This window comes from Ochrobactrum sp. CGA5, from assembly GCF_006345815.1.
Lineage (GTDB): Bacteria > Pseudomonadota > Alphaproteobacteria > Rhizobiales > Rhizobiaceae > Brucella.
In genome coordinates this window covers 433,330-453,416 of sequence record NZ_VCIG01000042.1, presented here as the reverse complement: position 1 = coordinate 453,416, position 20,087 = coordinate 433,330, and the positions used below count along the sequence as shown (strand labels likewise).

Sequence of the window (20,087 nt, the reverse complement as noted above, 5' to 3'; positions counted from 1 at the left end):
GGACCTATGTTGGTTCCCATTCAATTCCAGCTCAATCGGAGGCAATGCCAATGAAGAAAGCTAAGATTGTCTTTCTGCTTGCGGGCATAGTCACACTTTCGTCTGCACTTTACCCGGCGCATGCGGCCAGCAATGACAGCTCGAAACAAAGGGCGAAGGAAGTCACCGCTGTTGTCGATGCCGTTGCAAAGAAAATGCCCGGCCAGCCGATCAATACGGTGATGTATATCCGCTCCAATAATTTCGAGGTTCTGGCAGGCGACTGCACGGTGCGCGCGCATATCGTCTCGTCGGGTCACAAGGCGAAAAGCACCTCTCCCGACAGGATCAAGGTCCGGCTTAACAAGCGGCGCTGTGCGCGTTAGGTCCCATTGAGCTGTGACTTGGCAACGGTCTTGACGACCCAGTCGGCAAAAACACGGAGACGGTTGCTCAGATGACGGTTGGGTGGATAGACCAGATAGATCGGCATCGGATCGATTTCCCATTCCTGCAGGACAGGGCGCAATGCACCGTTTTCGATGTCGTCCTTCACCATGAACAAAGGCGCCTGCACCACGCCCAGTCCTGCCCGCGCGGCAGCGAGATAGGTGGTTGATTCATTGGCAGCCACCACATAACGTCCGTTGACCTCGATTTCCTCCGTCCCCTTTTTGAAACGGAAAGGCATTTGCTGGCCGGTCGATGGCCGGAAATAGCCAACCACCGTGCAATTATCGCTCAGATCGGATGGATGCAACGGGGTGGAACAACGGTCGAGATATTCCGCTGAAGCGCAGGCGATGAAATGCATGTCGCCGATGCGCCGCGCAATCAGCGACTGGTCGGTCAGTTCACCGATGCGAATGGCGCAGTCCACATTCTCCGCAACGTAATCGACGGGTCGATCCGAGACGCCGAGATCGATCTGGATATCGGGATAGCGCTGATGAAACTCCATCAGCGCCGGAATGATGATAAGATTGGCGACCGCGCTTGCCATTTCAACGCGCAGGCGGCCCTTGGGCAAGGTCTGGGCGCTCGACAGACTGCCGTCAAGCTCTGCAAGATCGGCCAGCAAACGTGCTGCACGCTCGTAGTACAGCGCGCCGTCCGGCGTTACGAGAACACGGCGGGTCGTACGATTGAGGAGTTTTGTACCAAGATGCGCTTCCAATCCCTGGATAAGATTGCTGATCGTCGCCTTGGGCATATTGAGCGAGGCGGAGGCGCGGGTGAAGTTACCGGTTTCGACAACCCGGAGAAAAGCGCGCATGGCCGAGAGCTGGTCCATTATCAATTTGCCATCATTGTTCGAGATTCTGGACAGTGTAACCAATCATAGGGGACTATTCCAGCCTATAGACAATGATAATATTCAACCATAGCGGTTCGCCGCTGGAGCATTTCCGAGCCCAAAAGTGTGAAACGGTTTTGCGTTCGGAAATGGTTGGAAATAAAATGGATAGAGCGGCTCAGACGATTCCGTAAAGCAGGACCCGCTCTAGACACGAAGGCCAAGAAAGATGTGCGAGAAGTTTACGGTCGAGACGTTGCAGGTTCATGGGCAACCCCATGGGCAAACGGGTAACGTCACCTGCACGGCGCGCATTTACAAGGGCACCAAATTGCTCTCTCCGCCGCCGGTGGTGTTGCACCTTCACGGCGGTGCTTTCTCGGTCAACTGCCTTGGTGCCTGCGAACGCGTTGCTGAAACACTTGCCGAGGCAGGTGCGGTGGTCGTGTCGCCGGAATATTCGTCGGCTTGCCTCAACCCGTTCCCGGCGGCGCTTGAGACGGCCTACTCAATTCTGACTTCGATGCGCGCGCGTTGCCCGGAATTTGCGCACAAGAAGTCGATGCTGTTCGTCGCCGGTGAAGAGGCGGGCGGTAATATTGCTGCGGGCGTGGCCCTCATGGCGCGCGATCAATATCTGACCGACCTTAAGGGTCAGATACTGCTTTCGCCCATGCTCGATCCCTGCCTCGCCACGGCGTCTTTCCGCAAATATTGCCCGGAAAGCGCCGTCCAGACAATGTCGGATGGCTGGCAGCATTATCTGGGCGAGTGTGCGGGTTTCACCCACCCCTATGCTGCGCCCGCCCTGTGTACGCGTCTTGCTGGTCTTGTACCCACTTTGCTTGTTACCAGCGCCGAGTGCCCGATGCGTGATGAAACGCAGGCCTATGCCGAGCGTCTTCGTCAAGCGGGCGTGAAGGTTCAGTCTCATGTCCTGCCCGGGAAAGCCGGCTGGATTCCCGAAAACAAGGTGGCGGACACCGACTGGTCGCCACAAGAACATACACTTATCGACCTGTTTGCCGATTTCTTCCGGCAAGCAGGAGCAAAGCCAATCGCAGCTTAAAGCATGTCTGCCCAAAGTGGGAACTGGTTTTGGGATAAAGTCATGCTTGAAGACAATCGGGTTTGAAGTCCTCCCAAGCTTTGGCCTGATGCTTACATTAAAGCCGGCCCGCACCGGTTTTCCTTTATCGAAAGCATAATCTTACCGATCCTCGTTTCACTCCGGTCGGATTATGTTCCAGGAGATATAACATGACATCGATCACAGCCCGCCGGGCCCTATGGGGCGCCGGCCTGAGTATCCTATTGTCTGCAGCAGGCAGCGGCGCCATTCTCTTTGGTGTTCCGCATCTCAAAGCCGATGCCGCAACCGATATTTCCGCGCCCCCGCCTGCCGTGCCGGTTTCTGTCGCCAAGGCGGAAGCACGGCGTATTGCGACCTGGGAAGAATTTTCGGGTCGTCTGGAAGCGATTGACCGGGTTGAAATTCGGCCCCGCGTCGGCGGCGCCATCCTGAAAGCCCATTTCCGCGAAGGCGCTCTGGTTCAGCAGGGCGACCTGCTCATCACCATCGATCCAGAACCCTATGCAGCAGCGGTGGAAAAAGCGAAAGCGCAGGTTGCAGCCGAAGAAGCCCGCGTTGCGCTGGCCAAGACGGAACTGGAACGCGGACGCCAGCTTGTGACCACCCGCACGATTGCCCAGAGCGGCCTCGACCAGCGTTCCAGTGCTTATGACGAAGCGCTGGCAAGCCTGCGTTCAGCCAAGGCCGCGCTTCGTTCCGCCGAGCTTGATCTTCAGTATACCCAAGTGCGCGCGCCGATTTCCGGTCGCGTCGGGCGGCTGGAAGTTACCGCAGGCAATCTGGTCGCCGCGAGTTCCGCGTCGCCGGTCCTGACCACGCTTGTTTCGGTTGATCCGATCTATGCGAGCTTCAGCGCCAATGAGGAAGTTGTCACCAAGGCACTTGCCAAGCTTGCCGGATCTCCCCGCGGAAACGCCATTGAGCGCATTCCTGTCCAGATCGGCACGGCTTCCGATGATGGTACGCCTATCTCCGGCCATATCCAGCTCATCAACAATGAGGTCGATGCCACAACGGGCACAATCCGCGTTCGCGCCGTAATCGACAATCCAGATGGACGGCTCATACCGGGCCAGTTTGTCCGTATTCGTTTCGGCGAACCGGAACCGGATGAAAGACTCGTGGTGAGCGATCGGGCGATTTCTTCCGATCAGGACAAGAAGTTCGTCTTCGTGGTCGGCAAGGATAACAAGGTCGAATACCGGCAAGTGGTTCTCGGTCGCAATTATGACGGCCTGCGTATCATCGAAAGCGGGTTGAAGCCCGGCGAGAATATCGTCGTGAATGGCCTGCAGCGCATTCGTCCGGGGGTGGTTGTCGCACCGCAACCCGTCACCGAGGCACTTGCCAAAAGCTGATTTATAACAGCGCGCTTGAGCGCGCATAACGCAAGAACTCAGCCGAGAAAACCCGCGAGATCTTCCGATTTCGTGGGACAGGAGAGTTGTTGCCCATCCGCCTAAAGGGGGATACTGACATGAACTTCTCACGCTTCTTCGTCGACCGGCCGGTCTTCGCTGGCGTTTTGTCGGTTCTGATCTTTGTTGCCGGTCTGATCGGCATGACAGGTCTGCCGATCTCGGAATATCCAGAAGTCGTGCCGCCACAGATCGTGGTCCGCGCGCAATATCCGGGCGCCAACCCAGCCGTCATTTCACAAACCGTCGCCACGCCGCTTGAAGAACAGATCAACGGTGTCGAGGGCATGCTCTATATGCAGAGCCAGGCGACCGCCGACGGCGTCATGACTCTGACCGTCACTTTCGCGCTGGGTACCGATCCCGATCAGGCCCAGCAACTGGTGCAGAACCGCATTTCACAGGCCGAACCGCGCCTGCCGGAAGAAGTGCGCACGCTTGGTGTTACAACTGCCAAAAGCTCGCCCGACCTGACGCTGGTCGTTCACCTTATCTCGCCGGACGGGCGATATGACGTGAACTATCTGCGCAACTATGCCGTTCTGAATGTCAAGGATCGCATTGCCCGTGTTCCGGGTGTCGGTCAGGTTCAGATATTCGGCGGTGGTGATTATTCGATGCGTGTCTGGATCGACCCGCAGAAAGCAGCCGAACGCGGGCTTTCTGCAAGCGACATCGCCAATGCAATTCGCCAGCAGAATGTTCAGGCGGCAGCCGGTGTCATCGGCGCATCACCGTCGGTTTCGGGGCTCGACCTTCAGCTTTCAGTCAATGCGCAGGGCCGCCTTCGGTCGCCTGAAGAATTCGCCGATATCGTCGTGAAGTCTGGCAGCGAAGGTGAAATCACCCGACTGGGGGACGTTGCGCGTATCGAAATGGGCGCCGCTGATTATTCCCTGCGCTCGTTGCTCGATAACAAGTCGGCGGTGGGCATGGGCGTGTTTCAGGCCCCCGGCTCCAATGCGCTCGAAATCTCCGAAAACGTCCATGCCGCCATGGCAGATCTAAAGAAGACCATGCCGGAAGGCGTTGATTTCGACATCGTCTATGACACGACCCAGTTCGTGAAGGCTTCTATCGAGTCGGTCATTCATACACTGCTCGAAGCCATCGTTCTGGTGGTGATCGTCGTCATCCTGTTCCTGCAGACATGGCGCGCCTCTATCATTCCTCTGGTTGCCGTTCCGGTTTCCATCGTCGGCACATTCGCGGTCATGTATGTGTTCGGCTTCTCCATCAATGCACTCAGCCTCTTTGGCCTCGTCCTTGCCATCGGCATTGTCGTCGATGATGCCATCGTGGTGGTGGAAAATGTCGAGCGCAACATCGAACAGGGACTGTCGCCCGTCGAAGCAACCTATCGCGCGATGCAGGAAGTGTCCGGGCCGATCATCGCCATCGCGCTGGTTCTGGTTGCGGTCTTCGTACCGCTTGCCTTCATTACCGGCCTGACTGGCCAGTTCTACCGCCAGTTTGCTCTTACCATCGCAATCTCGACGGTGATTTCGGCCTTCAACTCGTTGACACTTTCGCCTGCTCTGGCAGCCCTGCTCCTGCGCGGTCACGATGCGCCGAAGGATCGGCTCACACGGATCATGGACAAGCTGTTCGGCTGGTTTTTCCGTGGCTTCAACCGCTTTTTCGGTGCAAGCTCGGAAGCCTATGGGCGCGGCGTCGGCGGGATTCTTTCGCGCAAATCGCTGGTCATGGGCCTCTATGTCGTGTTGCTTGGCGTCACCTTCGTTCTGTTTCGTGCGGTGCCCGGCGGTTTCGTTCCGGCCCAGGACAAGCAATATCTGATCGGCTTCGCGCAATTGCCGGATGCAGCAACGCTCGATCGTTCCGAAGACGTGATCCGCCGCATGAGTGACATTGCCCTCAAGCATCCGGGCGTGGCCAATGCCATTGCCTTTCCCGGCCTGTCGATCAACGGTTTTACCAACTCGTCGAACTCCGGCATCGTCTTCGTGACGCTGAAGCCATTCGAGGAGCGCAAGACCCCGGAACTGTCGGCCAATGCGATCACCATGGAACTGAACCAGCAATACGGCGCCATCCAGGATGCTTTCATCGCCATGTTCCCGCCGCCGCCCGTTCAGGGTCTCGGCACGACGGGCGGCTTTAAGCTCCAGCTTGAGGACCGCAATGGGCTTGGCTTCAAGGCGCTGGACGATGCAACCAAGGCGTTTCTCGCCAAGGCCTATCAGACGCCGGAACTGGCCGGTCTCTATTCAAGCTACCAGATCAATGTGCCACAGCTTTATGCGGACCTTGACCGCGTGAAAGCGCGTCAGCTTGGCGTGGCGGTGACCGATGTGTTTGAAACCCTCCAAATCTATCTGGGTTCGCTCTATGTCAACGACTTCAACGCCTTCGGGCGTACCTACAGCGTGCGTATTCAAGCCGATGCGAACTATCGTAGCCATGCCGAGGACATCGGCAAGCTGAAGGTTCGCTCGCAGTCAGGCGAGATGATTCCGCTGTCGGCGCTTCTGAAGGTCGAGCAGACAGTGGGTGCGGAACGCGCCATCCGTTACAACGGTTTCCTGTCCGCCGATATCAACGGCAATCCGGCTCCCGGATTTTCGTCGGGTCAGGCACAGGCTGCCATTGAACGGATTGCCGAAGAAACCCTGCCTCCGGGCATCGCTTTCGAGTGGACGGATTTGACCTACCAGCAGATTCTGGCTGGCAGCTCAGGGTTCCTCGTCTTCCCGCTGGCGCTGCTGCTGGTCTATCTGGTGCTGGCTGCGCAATATGAAAGCCTGGCCCTGCCGCTGTCGATCATCATGATCGTACCAATGGGGATCATGGCAGCGCTCACCGGCGTCTGGCTGACCGGAGGCGATAACAATGTCTTCACCCAGATCGGCCTGATCGTTCTTGTGGGGCTATCGGCGAAGAACGCGATCCTGATCGTGGAATTCGCCCGCGAGCTTGAGCTGTCCGGTCGAAGCGTCGTGCAGGCGGCGGTCGAGGCAAGCCGGTTGCGTCTGCGTCCTATCCTGATGACTTCGATGGCCTTCATCATGGGCGTGGTGCCTCTGGTGACATCGACCGGAGCCGGGGCGGAAATGCGCTCGGCCATGGGCATTGCGGTCTTTGCTGGCATGATTGGCGTTACGGCGTTCGGCATCTTCATGACGCCGGTGTTCTATGTGCTGATCCGCAAGCTCTCCGGCGAGCGCCCGCTGAAACACGCAGGCGCAAAGATCGAAGCCCCGCATCTGGCGCCGGGGGAATAACCCCGCCGTCGTGCCCAGGTTCATATAGCAAGGCCGGAGCAATCCGGCCTTCTTTCATTGGGGACTGTTCTTGGGTGGCCGCGATATCGCCCGAATCTCTTCTTTAACAGGGGGCTTGCCTGTTTCACGAAGGAGAAGATTGTTGCTCAAGCCCGGTTTGCTTGCCCTCGCCCTTGCGGTCACTGCGTTGACGGCATGTTCCGAAACGACACCCCGCCCAACGGCAAGTGCCACTCCTGTAAAGCCGTCGGTCGACCCGACACCCATCACCGGTAACTGGTGCAGCTCGGATGGGCAGCGGTTCTCCATTTCCGGCGAGCGTTTCGACAGTCGCGACAGCCAATGTTCCATAACGCGAATGAACAATTACGAAGGGACGTTTACCGTTTCGATGTCCTGCACCGCCAATGGCCAGCAGTCTAACGAGAACATTACCATCTCACCCGTCGGCCAGTCGCTTCATATCTCGTTCCTGTCGATGGGCGGCAAGCGCGCTGTGGTGAGCCGCTGCGCCTCCTGAATCCCCCAGATTCACATTAAGGCGTAACCATGATTTGGCGCGATTTTCGCGCCAAATGCGTTTTCCCGAACGAACCCGGTGCAATTTCCCATGGGGAATTGCGGCAAGCGCCCGGCGCAATTACGGCAAAAGTACGACGAAGGGCTCTTTGGAAACGATGTGATGCGACAGGTCGCTCCGGCTCTGCTAAACTTGCCGTTGCAATGCTACATCCAAACTGAAGGGAGACAGACATGAAAGTCGTATTCGTGACTACTGCTGTCCTCGCTCTGTCGGTTACGGCTGCGATGGCAGACTGCACCTATCATAGTGCTCAATCCTCCACCAAGATGGAGAAACCTCAAACGACTGCAAGCATTCAGACAACGGCCCCGGAACAAAAATAACTATCATCTCTTCATTTCGTGACGACCGCGCTGAGACGCCGGTCGTCATTTTTTGAAATCACAATAGAGGCAAAAAAAAGCGCGCCCTCCAGGTGAAGGACGCGAAAGAGGTGCAAGCTCGCTCTGATCGAGGAACCCGAACGGCAGGTTCACAAGGCTCGACCAGATGCCAGTCGGCCATTCTTGTCCGGCAGCGATCAATGAATCGGGATCGGTTTTTGTTCGTAGCTCGAAATGCTTCATTTCGAGAGTAACCGTTATCGCCGCTTCTGCGCCATCCAGACTGGTTGGCTGCTTATCGACCCCGACTCCCCGCGGTCGATAAGCAGCCCCCGCCCATTTTTGCGCCAGCCTCCTAAGCCCCAACAGGCCGGCGATCATTTAGTGAACGCTCCAGTAGCGAAACACAATTCCCCCATTCGGGGGGATAGTCCATAAAGAATAACCTGCCATCTGTTTCAGAAACGGCCCGCAAATGCCGGTACAGATTGAAATATCGCGTGAATCTGTTTGATATTTATTTGGAATTGAACCAAAAATTTTTTGGCTGTGGATGGAAGCTGGTGCTTTTGAAGGGAGATTTCACGCTGCAAGCTCAAGAGAACCTTGAAATTGCACGAATCCTCACGTTTAAGCTCCGTTACAATCGCAATGTTTCATTTCTGGAGATACCTCACGTGTCATGCGCAACCTGGATGTTCGCTTTCCGGCGTCTTCTGGCGCTCCCGGCACTGATCGCGTTTTTCGCCGTCTGCCAAATCACCCACTTCACCGGCGCGGCCAATGCTGAGTCGCACGCCGCATTGAAGAACACGCTGACCATTATTGCTCCTAATGGAACAACACGTGTACTAAGCACCGATGAGTTCGCGAACCTGCCACAGAATAAGTTGCAGACCAAGACTGCATGGACCGAAGGCCCCCAGAGTTTCGAAGGCGTATTGCTGCGCGACGTTTTAGCGGCGGTGGGGGTTGACGGGCGAGATGCAACCAGCCGTTCGATCACCGTACTTGCGCTCAACGATTACAGCATCAGAATTCCACTGGAGGATGCGTACAAGTACAATGTCCTTGTCGCGCGCAGGATGAACGGGCGCGAGCTAAGCCTGCGCGACAAGGGACCATACTGGCTCGTTTATCCCCGTGACCAGCATCAGGAACTGAACGATTCGCGCTATGATCACCGCTGGGCATGGCAGTTGAAGCAGATCGAGGTGAAATGAAACTAAAGCGGGGCTATATTCTCTCCGGCCTGGTCATGGCGGGTTTTGCAGCCCTGCTCGCTTATGCGTTCAGCCAGCTTCTGGAAATCCAGAAATCACTTGCAACCTATACCGGCGAGAACATGGTCTGGGCCATCACCAAGACCGAACGCGACGCCGGGCGTCTGGCCGAAACGGCGCTGACTCTGCCAGTCGGCAGCACGAGCAGAGCAGATCTCTCGCTCCGCCTTGACGTTCTTTACAGCCGGTTCACACTTCTGGCCGATGGTCCGCAGAAGAAATATTTTGCCAACATTCCGGGCGCTGCCGAAACGATCCAGCGAAACGCAGACCGGCTTCCCCAGATCGAGGCGATGATCGAAGCCAAGCCCGAACAATTCGACCCCGCCGCAATTTATCAAGCGCTGGTTCCCATGCGCGAGGAACTGACCAAGGTCGCCGATGATGCAACAATCGTGGAGCAAGACCACGGCGGCGCGCAACGCGACCAACAATTGCAGTCGATTTATCTGATCATGTTCGCGGTGCTGGGCATCATGGCCACCGGTGCCATCCTGTCCTGGCAGGTGGTTTCCAACATTCGCAAGGCCGAGCGCGCCCATAAGGCGTTGCAGGAGTACAAGCAACAACTGGAACACACTGTCGCCGACCGTACCGCCGCCCTGCGCGAGGCGCTGGAGAGCGAGCGCAAGGCCAAGGAGCTTTACAAAAGCTTCATTACCACCGTGTCGCACCAGTTCCGCACGCCTGTATCGATCATCGACATCATTGCCCAGCGCTTCATCCGCCGTGCCGACGAATTCACGCCCGAAATCATCATCGACAAAGCCAAGCGCATGCGTAATGCCAGCCGCCGCCTGATCCTGTTGCTGGAAAGCACGGCCAATGCGGAACGCCTTGATGAGAATGACTTCCAGATCAACCGGCAGCCGGTCGATTTCTCAGAACTGGTCCGCAACACCTGCACCTATCATCAGGAACTGCATCCCGAACTGGAACTGGTGACAGACATCCAGGAAAGCGAGGTTTTCTGTTATTGCGACGGCATTCTGGTCGAGCAGATTTTGGTCAACCTGCTTGGCAATGCCACCAAATATTCTCCCGCCGACAAGCCCATAGAAGTGACTACCGAGGAAGACGACAACGAATTCCGCTGCATCGTTCGCGATTATGGCATCGGGATACCGGCGGAGGATTCAGAGCGCATTTTCACCCGCTTTTTCCGTGCCAGCAACGCATCGCACATGGCGGGTACCGGCCTCGGCCTCAGCCTGTCGCGCACCTTGGCCGAGTTGCACGGCGGAACGCTTGTCTTCACTTCAATTGAAGGACAAGGTACGGTGTTCATTCTCACTCTACCAAAGGTGGCCCAGCATGCGCCTGCCTGAAATCCCGCACATGCCGACCGTTCTCTGTATTGAGGACGAAACACACATTCTGGAAGAACTGATCGATGAATTGAGCACTTCAGGTTTCAACGCCATCGGTGCCGCCAATGCGAGCGAAGCATTGCGCGTGCTGGACACGACGACACCTGACATCATCATCTGCGATATATTGATGCCCGGCACCAACGGCTTGCAATTTCTGGAACAGATTCGCAGCTCCCGTACTGACCTTGCCGGAACGCCGTTCCTCTTCCTCACCGCCCTTGCCGATCGCAGCCATGAGCTGACAGGAAGGGAGGCAGGTGCTGACGACTATCTCACGAAACCGATCGATTTCGACCTTCTCATTCTCACAATCCGCGCAAGGCTCAATCTCGTCGCGCGGGTGAAAGCCATATCCGCCCATCCTGCCATCATGGAACCGGAAGGTGAGTTCATCCATCTTTCACGCCGCGAAACCGAAGTGCTGAAAGAGATCGGGGCGGGACACCGGAATGGCGAGATCGCCCGGAAACTTGGACTGTCAGAACACACGGTCAGCGATTATGTGAAGGCCATATATCAGAAACTGAGCGTTTCTTCTCGCGCCGAAGCAACTCGTGAAGCGATAAGGCGCGGTCTGGTCGATATGAGATAGGCGAGCGAATTCAAACATATTTGTTTGGGGACGACCGGCAATGTTCTCGACAATCCGAAGACCTCGAACTACGGTTTGCGTATGAAGCAACCGGTTCGACAACGCGCTGTCTTCTTCATTGGAGGCTACGATCCGAAAACGCCGGAGGCGTTCTTTGGACGATTGAATAGAGAAATCAACAGGTTCGAGGCGCTCTGGGGGCTTCGTTCCGAGGTTTCGGACGTCAGCGTTTCGCCCGATAGCGAGATCGGCTCCGTATCCATCAAGACGGCCCCCGCCGATGCCAAATGGAGTACCGAAACAGACTTCAATTTTCTTGTTCTGGACAGAATAGTGCTGGCGGACTTCGATCGTTCCCTTCCTGTCAGGCTGGCCAAATATCTCGTCGCCTTCGGCGATTTCGTCCTAACCGGCACAGCCTTTCGCTTCTTTGCGAAAGCCTGGCGTTTCGGATTCTATTTCCTCTATCCATTTCTCGTGCTCGCCTTGTTTGCCGCCGCGAGCTATGCGGTAGCGCGCTGGACTGCCCAATGGCTGGGTAGCGCGAACTGGCTCGTCGGCCTGGTGGCTTTTTTTGTGGCGCTCGCCGTTCTGGGCAAGCGATGGTCAACCAACCACCTGATGGATCTGTGGTCGTTTTCACTCAATTTCATTCGAGGAAGACGACAGGACGCCGAAACGCTGATGCAGCGCTTTGCAGCCCGTATCGTCGAGCGCATCGCCGCCAAACATTATGACGAAGTCATTCTGATCGGCCACAGCACCGGCGGCATGCTGATGCTGGACGTTGCGGCCCGCTGCCTTGCCATCGACCCGGAGTTCAGCGGCCGCGCACCCACAGTGACCGTGCTCACCCTCGGATCGACTGCGCTCAAGGCAGGCTATCACCCTGCGGGCAAGCATTTTCGCGAAGGCGTACAACGACTGGCCGATGATGGCAAAATCGACTGGGTGGAGATCCAGTGCCTGACAGATGCGATCAATTTCTACAAAACCGATCCTGTCGCCGAGATGGGCCTGAAACGCGAACCGCAACGCGCCTTCCCTGTCACGAAGACCGTGCGCATAAAAGACATGCTGCAACCGGAAATCTACAAGCGTGTGAAGCGGAATCTTTTTCGCGTGCACTATCAATATGTATTCGGAAATACGAAGCCATATTGGTATGATTTCTTCCAGATTTGCTGTGGGCCAACTTCGCTTAGAGACCGAACGGATGACCGAATAATCGGTGCTTTGCCAATGAAAGAAAGTGCTGCCGAATGACACCGACACTGGCCGCAATCGTTTGGGGCATAGGGCTTGTTGCCTGGGTCGTCATCCGCATCCCGCACCAGCGCCGCGCACGCAAGATCAAGGTCGCCAACGATGCAAGGACGCTGACCGACAGGCTGGCGCTGGGTGCGGCGACCATCGGTCTGTCGCTGATCCCGATTGTCTATGTCGCAACGGGCTTCCCTGCGTTTGCCAACTATGCATTCCAGCCATGGCTGGCCTGGATCGGACTGATTGTCGAAATCGCTTTCCTCTGGCTTTTTTATGCGAGCCATCGCCAGCTGGGCAAAAACTGGTCGGTCTCGCTTGAAATCCGCCGCGAGCACAAGCTTGTAACCGACGGCCTTTACAAATATGTCCGCCATCCGATGTATGTGTCGTTCTGGGCTTGGGCGATTGCGCAATTCTGCTTGCTGCCGAACTGGTTTGCCGGGCTGGCAGGCCTTGTCGGCGTTGCGGTTCTTTATTTCTATCGGGTCGGGCACGAGGAGGCAATGATGCGGGCGGCATTCGGCGCATCCTATAACGAATATGCGCGCCGAACCGGTCGTATCATTCCGAGAATCAAGTTCTAGTGATTTGGCTGAAACGGATCAGCGTTCTAGATACCTGCTCCAACGCATCGTGTCCGAAAGCTCCTTTATAGTTCCAGCATGCGCTCCCACAGGTAATCGACGATGAATTCAAAGCTGAACAGTTTGCGTTCGAAATCCGTGACCCGTCGCGGCCTGCTGTTTGCCGGAGCAGCACTCGCACTCTATGGCAGCGCGGCGCAGGCGGCACCTAAAAGCCCGTCCAGAAAGTCGCCGCAGGCCGATGTTTATCTCCTGCGCGGTTTCGGGGACATTTTCTCCACCGGCATCGATGAGATCGGTAAGCAACTGCAGGCCAATGGTGTCGATGCGCATGTCGAGGGGCACCAGGCCTGGCGTTTCGTGCTGAACCAGATACTGGCCGACCAGCGGAAGAACCCACGCGCGCCCGTGGTTCTGATTGGCCATTCGCTCGGTGCCAACGCCGTCATCGATATTGCAACCGCTCTCGAACAAAAGGGCATTCGGGTTTCATATATGGCTACTTTTGCCGCCACAGCACCCGCCCCTCTGCCCGGCAATATCCGGCGTGCCGTGAATTTCTATTTCAAGCAGCACGGTTGGGGATTGCCGCTGACCGCTGGCCCGCGCTTCAAGGGGAGCCTCGACAATCGCGATTTCTCGGGCATGAAGGATATCGGCCATTTCAACATCGAGAAGCAGCGCCCGCTTCAGGAGGAAGTGGTGCGCAATGTGCTGAGCGTCGTTCGCTCAAGATGACCTGAAAAGCCTATTAGCGGAAGAGAATGTCTGCTGTTTCCAGTAATCTGTTGAAATAGCGTGTATTAATCTTGAGGGTTTGCCATAGCTGGCTCCGCTAGGTTATCGCAGCAAGATTTGTATGTAGATCGTAACAAGCTTTCTGAAACCAGGAAAAGGCAATGAGAAAGCAGAGCAATTACGGCGACGATCTCCATCTGCGCATGCGTTCTGGCGGCAGTCGCCAATGGGGGTTCATTCATAAACGAACAGGAACAGTGGGCGTTGACGTTGCGGACATATGCCGCTTTGTACCACCACGAAGCGAAGCAGACATAACGCGTGACTATGCACGATGTGCTGCTGGCCTTGCAGCCGGCACCATGCGGCCAGCCAATGAGCGGCGACAAGAAACACCATCGCAAAAAATATTAATTTTGATTTCCCCTTGTAAAAACGGATACTAAGGAATATATTGTTAAATATCGATTTTGTCATTGAACGACAAGCTGCTCATAGCGCCTGATTTTTCTTTCAATTTCGGAATAATCGCAACGAATTATATTCGTTGTTTCTTTAATCACGCAAATTGAAAGGTATTCAGTGTGGCTAACGGAACGGTAAAATTCTTTAATGGCGGCAAAGGTTTTGGATTTATCCAGCCTGAAGATGGATCGCCAGATGTATTTGTTCACATTTCTGCGGTCGAGCGCGCCGGTTTGCATACGCTCAACGAAGGTCAGAAGGTGAGCTTCGAGCTGGTGGCTGATCGCCGCTCGGGCAAAAAAGCTGCTGATAATCTGCAAGCGCTCTAGTTTGACGTTTGAACACTGCCTTCGATCTTTGACCACGGATGTACTGGCACTGATCATTAAGGCGATTAGAGGTCGGGTTCTCCCGACCTTTTTTGTTTGTACCATTAGCGAAGGTCAAGACTTCCCAGGGGAGTTCTCAGATGGCTATTAAAGACATCAGCCAGGCCAACTATGCCGACGAGGCCGCCGCAAACCATATGCATAGTCGTTTCGGCGCAAGCGACGATGATATTGCACGGGCGCGCGAGCAAATGGCTCCCCCGTCCAGAGACTGGACAAAGCTGTCAAACATTTTACGGCGATCATGTGGAGGATTGTCTCGCACCCGTTCATTCCGCCATCAGAAAGTATGACCTTTTTAGACAAAGGACGTTGAAATGCTTGAACCAAAATCGAGCGCGCTAACAAAAGATACGCTCTTTAAGAAGCCTCTATCACGCATGGAAGCGAAGAGCGCGATAACGGACAAAACTGCAAAAGCAATTCTCCAAACTGAGAAAGCGGCTGTGGACGCTAAAACCGAACGCCTCCGAGCCGCGCGGTTGGAGCAAAACCAAACACCAAAGCCATAGTTAGGAATTAGATGCAGGTACTTGTACGAGATAACAATATTGATCAAGCGCTGCGCGTGCTCAAAAAGAAAATGCAACGAGAAGGTATTTTCCGCGAGTTAAGAGAACGCCGGGCATACGAAAAGCCATCCGAGAAGCGCACTCGTGAGAAAGGCGAAGCAGTCCGACGCGCGCGTAAGGATGCGAAAAAGAGAGCGCAAAGGGAAGGGTTGCTGCCTAAACCCAAACGCAAAGCCCCGACCACACGCAGGCAAAGCCAAACCCCTTCTTCGACAGCTTCTAATTAGACATTCTGCCCAACAAGCCCCGCGCGATCACACAGCGGGGCTTTCTGGTTCAAATCTTCCTGTCCTGCACCAATACTGCAAGTACCTGATCCAGCGGTTGGTCTGTCTCTGTCGGGTCGTCAAGGGTTGACGCCCGAACAGGCTATAGAGCAGCTTAAAGCAAAAAAAAATCAGGTTATGGCAACTGGCAAAGAATCTGAAAACCAAACCAGAACAACGGGAATGGCGGAAGAGAATGGGAGTCGAACCCACCAAAGACCGTCTATCGGCCCCTCCCGGATTTGAAGTCCGGACATGCCACCGGGCATGTATCCCTTCCAGATAGTGAATTCATTCCTTTAATTCGTATCGGCACGCTGGAGCAACGGACCGAACTCCAACCTGCTGCTACCCTTTCATTGGCTGCTCTTTCCTACAGCACCAACAATCAAAACGTCAATCTGAACGGCTGTATCCCAAAGGCCGGTCACTGAATGATGCAGGTGCCCGGCCACTCATTGCACTGTCTGTTAGCGCAGCCCGCCACGATAGCCAGAACGAATATCAGGCAGATGCTCGTCGAAATAGATTTCATTTCGCTCGTCCGGCTATCCTTATTTCCCTTGCGTAAAATCGCCGAACAAATCCAGCTTTCGGCGGTTCAGGCGGCGCATGTCGCCACGCCTTATCGTGAGGCTGATACGATCGAAGAACTCCAGTATCTGGATTGCCACCTTGCGACCGCTATCGACCCGATCGCGGAAGCGCGCCGCAATGAACCAGCCACTATCAAAAGCCGCGTCCATGTCCGACAGAATGCCGATCATTTCGGCTATTGTCGCCCGCAGGAAAAAATGGTCATGCGCCACTTCGTGCGCGCGGCCCATGCGCCCGGAAAGCTTGAGCAGGCGGCGAACATCCTCCTCCCGCTCATCGAGCAATCCTGCAATATCACGCACACGGGGCGGACGAAAACGGGCGTCGCCTCCAAGAAGCGGTGCTATACACTGCCAGAGCGCCTCATCGGCATCGCTCATCGTCACTTCATGATCGCGAAGGCGAAGCCAGGCGCCATCCAGTCTCAGCAGGTCTGCCTCGACCAGCGCAGCGATGGCAGCGCGAAAGGCTGGCGCAGGCAAGCGCGGCTTCAACGACAGCCGCAATCGTTCCACCCCCATCCCGATCAAGTCCGGATTCTCGTCGTGGAAGACACCGAGCCGCACGAGAATATCCTCACGTAAAGCATTCCAACGCTCCGGCAAAAGCAAGAGCACCGAGTTTGCTTGGCGGAGCATTACGGCATCAAGTTCCTCTGCAAAACCTTGTGGATCATCTGTCAGTGCGCGGTCGCGCAGGAATGCCGCCGCGTCGAGATAATGCGGTTCGACAGACAGAAGTGCGCGCGCCGCTTCCACAGGGTCGTCGATGGAATGAGCATTGAGCTGCGCCATACGTTCCAAGCTGCGACGCTTGCGTTGCGGCGGGCGCAGATCGAGAAACCGTCCGCCGCCGATGGTGCGTTGCGCGGATACATCCCGGATAACAAAGCGGTCTCCCGCTGCCGCCGCGACAGGACGATCCAGTACCAGTTGCACCCGGTCCTCGGTACCGGGCCGAAGCTCCTCATCCCGCAAAAGCACGATACGTGCACCCACCTCGGTTGCGGCATGATGCAGGCGAACCGGAAACCATTGACCGAGCAGCTTTTGCTCCGAGGGCAGAATTTGCAGCGATGCATCAATGCGGTCCGTCGGACGATGAAGGCCGGGGGACACCAGCATGTCGCCGCGATGCACCGCCTCTTTCGATACACCCTCGCCTGCCAGATTGAGTGCGCAGCGATCACCTGCCTGCGCAGTTTCGCTGGGCCGGTTCTGGGCGTGGATGCTACGGACCCGCGCTTCCCTGCCCGACGGGCTGATGACCAGATGGTCGCCAATACTGACCTTACCCGAAAGCACCGTACCCGTAACGACGGTGCCAGCGCCCTTGAGTGTGAAAGAGCGATCCACAGCCAGACGAAAACGCCCCGTTGTCCGCCGCTCACCGAATGCATGGGCCTGCACTTGCAGCATGGTTCTCAGCTCATCGATCCCGGCACCGGAGACAGTAGAAGCCGCCAGGATGGGAACATCGGCAAGTCCCGTCAGCGCCAGTTCGTTGCGTATAGCTGCTTCCACTTCGGCAAGACGGTCAGGATCGACAAGATCGGATTTTGTTATGACGGCGACACCGCGCCCGATGCCGAGCAGATTGACGATTGCGAGATGTTCGCGCGTTTGCGGCATGATCCCGTCATCGGCAGCGACAACCAGCATGACGAAATCGATGCTCGCGGCACCGGCAAGCATCGTATGTACGAACTTTTCATGCCCCGGTACGTCGACAAAGCCGAGTATATCCTTTTCGTCGCTGGACAGGGGCAGATAGGCAAAACCGAGATCAATGGAAATACCCCGCGCCTTTTCCTCTTTCAGCCGGTCCGTATCGACCTGTGTCAGCGCACGCACCAGCGAGGTCTTGCCATGATCAATATGCCCCGCCGTTCCGATGATCATGGCTTCTCGTTCAGCGCATTACGCGCCGCCCCGATGAACGGTGCGGCGAGCGCGCTGCCGCCCTTCTCGGCCCGCAGCAAACATTCGTAAGCCGCCAAAGGATCGCGCTCCACGCCCATGCCAAGATGCAGCGCCGCACCAAGCATGGCCTCTCCATCCGGGTCGCCTGCGACAGAAGCCTTCCGCCACCAATGTACCGCCAGTGAGGGATCACGCGGGACACCCAAGGCATTATGATAGATCATGCCAAGCCGGGTCATGGCTGCGGCAACACCGCCCTCCGCTGCTTTCAGCGCCCATTCACGCGCCTCAACCGGGTCGGCGGTTATCACCTCCCCTTCCATGAGCATCCAGCTTAGCATATCCTGCGCCTGCGGATCGCCCTGTTCGGCGGCAAGCCGATACAGCCTTGCCGCTTCCAGATAGTCGGCTTCAATATCTTCACCCTTGAAGAAGAGCGACGCGAGATTGCGCTGGCCGGAAGCATCGCCAGCCGCAGCTGAGAGCGCCAGCCAGCGCTGCGCAAGACCGACATTTTTCTCAACGCCCATCCCGCCTGCAAAGCAGGCGCCGATATTGTTCTGCGCTCGTGCATTGCCTGCACGTGCCAACGGCTCCCAGATGGAAAGCGCCGTTGCGTAATCACCCGCCTTCGCAGCGGCAAGCGCTTTGTCCAGCGCTTGCGCTGTCGCATCCGGGTTCGGCTTGCGGGTAAAAAGATCAGCGAACCGCATAGGACAACAGGTTCCGGACGAAACTGTTCTCGTCATCAAGGCAGCGCAGATCGAGCACAAATGCACCCTTTTCGATCCGCCCGATGACCGGCAAAGGCAGCGCACGCAATGAACCGCCGAGTGCTGTCAGCGCGGAGCCGCTACCGTCTTTAGGCACAATCGACAATCCGGCGCTTGGAACAGTTGAAAGCGGCAACGCACCAGAGCCGATCTGGCTGGCACAATCCGTCACCGTCACGATGTAAGCCTCGCCAAGAGCTTTCTCCAGTTCCGGCTTGAGCCGTGCCGCCTGTGCAACCATTTCGGATTGCGGACGTGCCAGATAGCGCATAGTCGGCAGATATTCTGCTAGCCGTTGCGGATTGCGATAAAGTTTCAGTGTCGCTTCAAGCGCCGCGAGCCTGATCTTGTCGACCCGCAAGGCCCGCTTCATAGGGTTCTTGTTGATGCGGGCAATCAGGTCGCGCCGCCCGACGATGAACCCCGCCTGTGGTCCACCAAGCAGCTTGTCACCGGAAAAGGTGACTATATCCGCACCTTCGGCAACCGCTTCGCGCACCGTCGGCTCATGGGCGAGACCGAAGGAGGTCAGATCAGCAAGTGTGCCGGAGCCGAGATCATTCACCAGCGGCACGCCCTTCGCTTGCGCAAGCGCGGCGAGTTCCGGCGCTGTAACTTCCCGCGTGAAACCTTCGATCCGATAATTGGACGTATGGACTTTCAGCACCAGCCCTGTTTCGGTGGTGATTGCATTCCCGTAATCATGCGGATGGGTGCGGTTGGTAGTGCCCACTTCGACAAGCCGTGTCCCGGCGCGGGTCATGATGTCCGGCATACGAAAAGCGCCACCGATCTCGATCAGTTCGCCGCGGGACACAATGGCTTCCTTGCCCGAGGCAAGGCTGTTCAGCACCAGAAGCACGGCAGCGGCATTGTTGTTCACGACGGTTGCATCTTCCGCCCCCGTCAGTTCACAGACAAGCGCACGGAGATGATCGTCCCGCTCGCCGCGCGATCCTGAAGACAGGTCGAACTCAAGCGAAACAGCCTGCCGCATGGCTTGCGTCGCGGCCTCGATTGCGGCTTCGGCAAGAATGGCGCGTCCCAGATTGGTGTGCAGGACGGTTCCCGTCAAATTGAATAGGGGGCGCAAGTTCAATTGCACTGACGCTTCCAGCAATTGAATAACCCGTTCAGCCAAATGCGTGTTGCTTGAAAGCAGGGTGCCCGATTTCACCGCCTCACGCTCATCGCCCAACACCTTGCGCACCGCTTCTGTCACCGCCCCATGGCCAAAACTATCCAATGCGCCGGAGAGTTCGGGCATTTGCAGGATGGTATCCACGGACGGAAGATGACGCAGCGAAGCTCTGATCTGGTCCATACTGC

21 protein-coding genes and 1 tRNA gene are annotated in these 20,087 nt (G+C 56.6%); 16 read left to right on the top strand and 6 right to left on the bottom strand.

From position 1 onward, the window contains the following. Nucleotides 1-50: 50 nt before the first annotated feature. A complete protein-coding gene (locus FJQ48_RS20410) occupies nt 51-365 on the top strand; it encodes a hypothetical protein (protein WP_139976733.1) in 315 nt (104 codons plus the stop codon). On the opposite strand, the gene FJQ48_RS20405 is transcribed toward FJQ48_RS20410, so the two are convergent. Continuing rightward, nucleotides 362-1,273, bottom strand: a complete 912-nt coding sequence (locus FJQ48_RS20405; protein ID WP_139976732.1) for a LysR family transcriptional regulator — start codon at nt 1,271-1,273, stop codon at nt 362-364. The two genes, FJQ48_RS20410 and FJQ48_RS20405, sit on opposite strands and share 4 nt — an antisense overlap. 232 nt (nt 1,274-1,505) lie before the next feature. On the opposite strand from FJQ48_RS20405, the gene FJQ48_RS20400 reads away from it, so the two are divergent. The 5 genes from FJQ48_RS20400 to FJQ48_RS22520 all read left to right on the top strand — a co-directional run bounded on the left by FJQ48_RS20400 (nt 1,506) and on the right by FJQ48_RS22520 (nt 7,938). Continuing rightward, nucleotides 1,506-2,345, top strand: coding sequence for an alpha/beta hydrolase (locus FJQ48_RS20400; protein WP_139976731.1), 840 nt, complete (start codon nt 1,506-1,508; stop codon nt 2,343-2,345). Nucleotides 2,346-2,536: 191 nt separating this feature from the next. Beyond that, nucleotides 2,537-3,727: an efflux RND transporter periplasmic adaptor subunit gene (locus FJQ48_RS20395; RefSeq protein WP_139976730.1), complete on the top strand. Its 1,191-nt coding sequence runs from the start codon at nt 2,537-2,539 to the stop codon at nt 3,725-3,727. A gap of 119 nt (nt 3,728-3,846) precedes the next feature. Continuing rightward, the gene (locus FJQ48_RS20390; protein WP_139976729.1) at nt 3,847-7,032 is read left to right on the top strand and encodes a multidrug efflux RND transporter permease subunit; all 3,186 of its coding nucleotides are present in this window, start codon (nt 3,847-3,849) and stop codon (nt 7,030-7,032) included. A 142-nt stretch (nt 7,033-7,174) separates the two neighbouring features. After that, complete coding sequence (locus FJQ48_RS20385) at nt 7,175-7,552, top strand: hypothetical protein (RefSeq protein WP_139976728.1); 378 nt, start codon at nt 7,175-7,177, stop codon at nt 7,550-7,552. A gap of 233 nt (nt 7,553-7,785) precedes the next feature. After that, on the top strand, nt 7,786-7,938 hold the full coding sequence (locus FJQ48_RS22520; RefSeq protein ID WP_155723819.1) for a hypothetical protein: 153 nt from the start codon (nt 7,786-7,788) through the stop codon (nt 7,936-7,938). 45 nt (nt 7,939-7,983) lie between these two features. Here the strand turns inward: FJQ48_RS22520 and FJQ48_RS20380 are convergent, their stop codons facing one another. Then, a complete protein-coding gene (locus FJQ48_RS20380; RefSeq protein WP_139976727.1) occupies nt 7,984-8,319 on the bottom strand; it encodes a hypothetical protein in 336 nt (111 codons plus the stop codon). A gap of 119 nt (nt 8,320-8,438) precedes the next feature. Here FJQ48_RS20380 and FJQ48_RS20375 point away from each other — a divergent pair, with 119 nt between their 5' ends. The 10 genes from FJQ48_RS20375 to rpsU all read left to right on the top strand — a co-directional run bounded on the left by FJQ48_RS20375 (nt 8,439) and on the right by rpsU (nt 15,427). Next, the gene (locus FJQ48_RS20375) at nt 8,439-9,161 is read left to right on the top strand and encodes a molybdopterin-dependent oxidoreductase (protein ID WP_247870426.1); all 723 of its coding nucleotides are present in this window, start codon (nt 8,439-8,441) and stop codon (nt 9,159-9,161) included. Beyond that, entirely contained in the window at nt 9,158-10,549 is a 1,392-nt protein-coding gene (locus FJQ48_RS20370) for a HAMP domain-containing sensor histidine kinase (RefSeq protein ID WP_139976726.1), read from the top strand. The genes FJQ48_RS20375 and FJQ48_RS20370 overlap by 4 nt, the downstream gene beginning before the upstream one ends. After that, nucleotides 10,536-11,186, top strand: a complete 651-nt coding sequence (locus tag FJQ48_RS20365; protein ID WP_139976725.1) for a response regulator transcription factor — start codon at nt 10,536-10,538, stop codon at nt 11,184-11,186. Before FJQ48_RS20370 ends, FJQ48_RS20365 begins: the two co-directional genes overlap by 14 nt. Nucleotides 11,187-11,267: 81 nt before the next feature. Next, entirely contained in the window at nt 11,268-12,452 is a 1,185-nt protein-coding gene (locus FJQ48_RS20360; RefSeq protein WP_139976786.1) for an alpha/beta fold hydrolase, read from the top strand. Next, nucleotides 12,449-13,036: a protein-S-isoprenylcysteine O-methyltransferase gene (locus FJQ48_RS20355; protein ID WP_139976724.1), complete on the top strand. Its 588-nt coding sequence runs from the start codon at nt 12,449-12,451 to the stop codon at nt 13,034-13,036. The genes FJQ48_RS20360 and FJQ48_RS20355 overlap by 4 nt, the downstream gene beginning before the upstream one ends. Before the next feature lie 102 nt (nt 13,037-13,138). Beyond that, nucleotides 13,139-13,774, top strand: a complete 636-nt coding sequence (locus tag FJQ48_RS20350; protein WP_139976723.1) for a thioesterase domain-containing protein — start codon at nt 13,139-13,141, stop codon at nt 13,772-13,774. A 584-nt stretch (nt 13,775-14,358) separates the two neighbouring features. Continuing rightward, on the top strand, nt 14,359-14,568 hold the full coding sequence (locus tag FJQ48_RS20340) for a cold-shock protein (RefSeq protein ID WP_139976721.1): 210 nt from the start codon (nt 14,359-14,361) through the stop codon (nt 14,566-14,568). Nucleotides 14,569-14,708: 140 nt separating this feature from the next. Continuing rightward, nucleotides 14,709-14,921, top strand: coding sequence for a hypothetical protein (locus FJQ48_RS20335; protein WP_139976720.1), 213 nt, complete (start codon nt 14,709-14,711; stop codon nt 14,919-14,921). 24 nt (nt 14,922-14,945) lie between these two features. After that, nucleotides 14,946-15,140 (top strand): hypothetical protein, encoded by a 195-nt coding sequence (locus FJQ48_RS20330; protein WP_139976719.1) that lies wholly within the window; start codon nt 14,946-14,948, stop codon nt 15,138-15,140. A gap of 11 nt (nt 15,141-15,151) precedes the next feature. Further along, nucleotides 15,152-15,427, top strand: coding sequence for a 30S ribosomal protein S21 (rpsU, locus tag FJQ48_RS20325; protein ID WP_139976718.1), 276 nt, complete (start codon nt 15,152-15,154; stop codon nt 15,425-15,427). 223 nt (nt 15,428-15,650) lie between these two features. Here the strand turns inward: rpsU and FJQ48_RS20320 are convergent. From FJQ48_RS20320 to selA, 4 genes are all read right to left on the bottom strand, one after another. Then, a tRNA-Sec gene (locus FJQ48_RS20320) sits at nt 15,651-15,746 on the bottom strand. A gap of 274 nt (nt 15,747-16,020) precedes the next feature. Then, on the bottom strand, nt 16,021-17,964 hold the full coding sequence (gene selB, locus FJQ48_RS20315) for a selenocysteine-specific translation elongation factor (RefSeq protein WP_139976717.1): 1,944 nt from the start codon (nt 17,962-17,964) through the stop codon (nt 16,021-16,023). Beyond that, nucleotides 17,961-18,698 (bottom strand): tetratricopeptide repeat protein, encoded by a 738-nt coding sequence (locus tag FJQ48_RS20310; protein ID WP_139976716.1) that lies wholly within the window; start codon nt 18,696-18,698, stop codon nt 17,961-17,963. The genes selB and FJQ48_RS20310 overlap by 4 nt, the downstream gene beginning before the upstream one ends. Continuing rightward, nucleotides 18,685-20,082 (bottom strand): L-seryl-tRNA(Sec) selenium transferase, encoded by a 1,398-nt coding sequence (selA, locus tag FJQ48_RS20305; RefSeq protein WP_139976715.1) that lies wholly within the window; start codon nt 20,080-20,082, stop codon nt 18,685-18,687. The genes FJQ48_RS20310 and selA overlap by 14 nt, the downstream gene beginning before the upstream one ends. Nucleotides 20,083-20,087 lie beyond the last annotated feature (5 nt).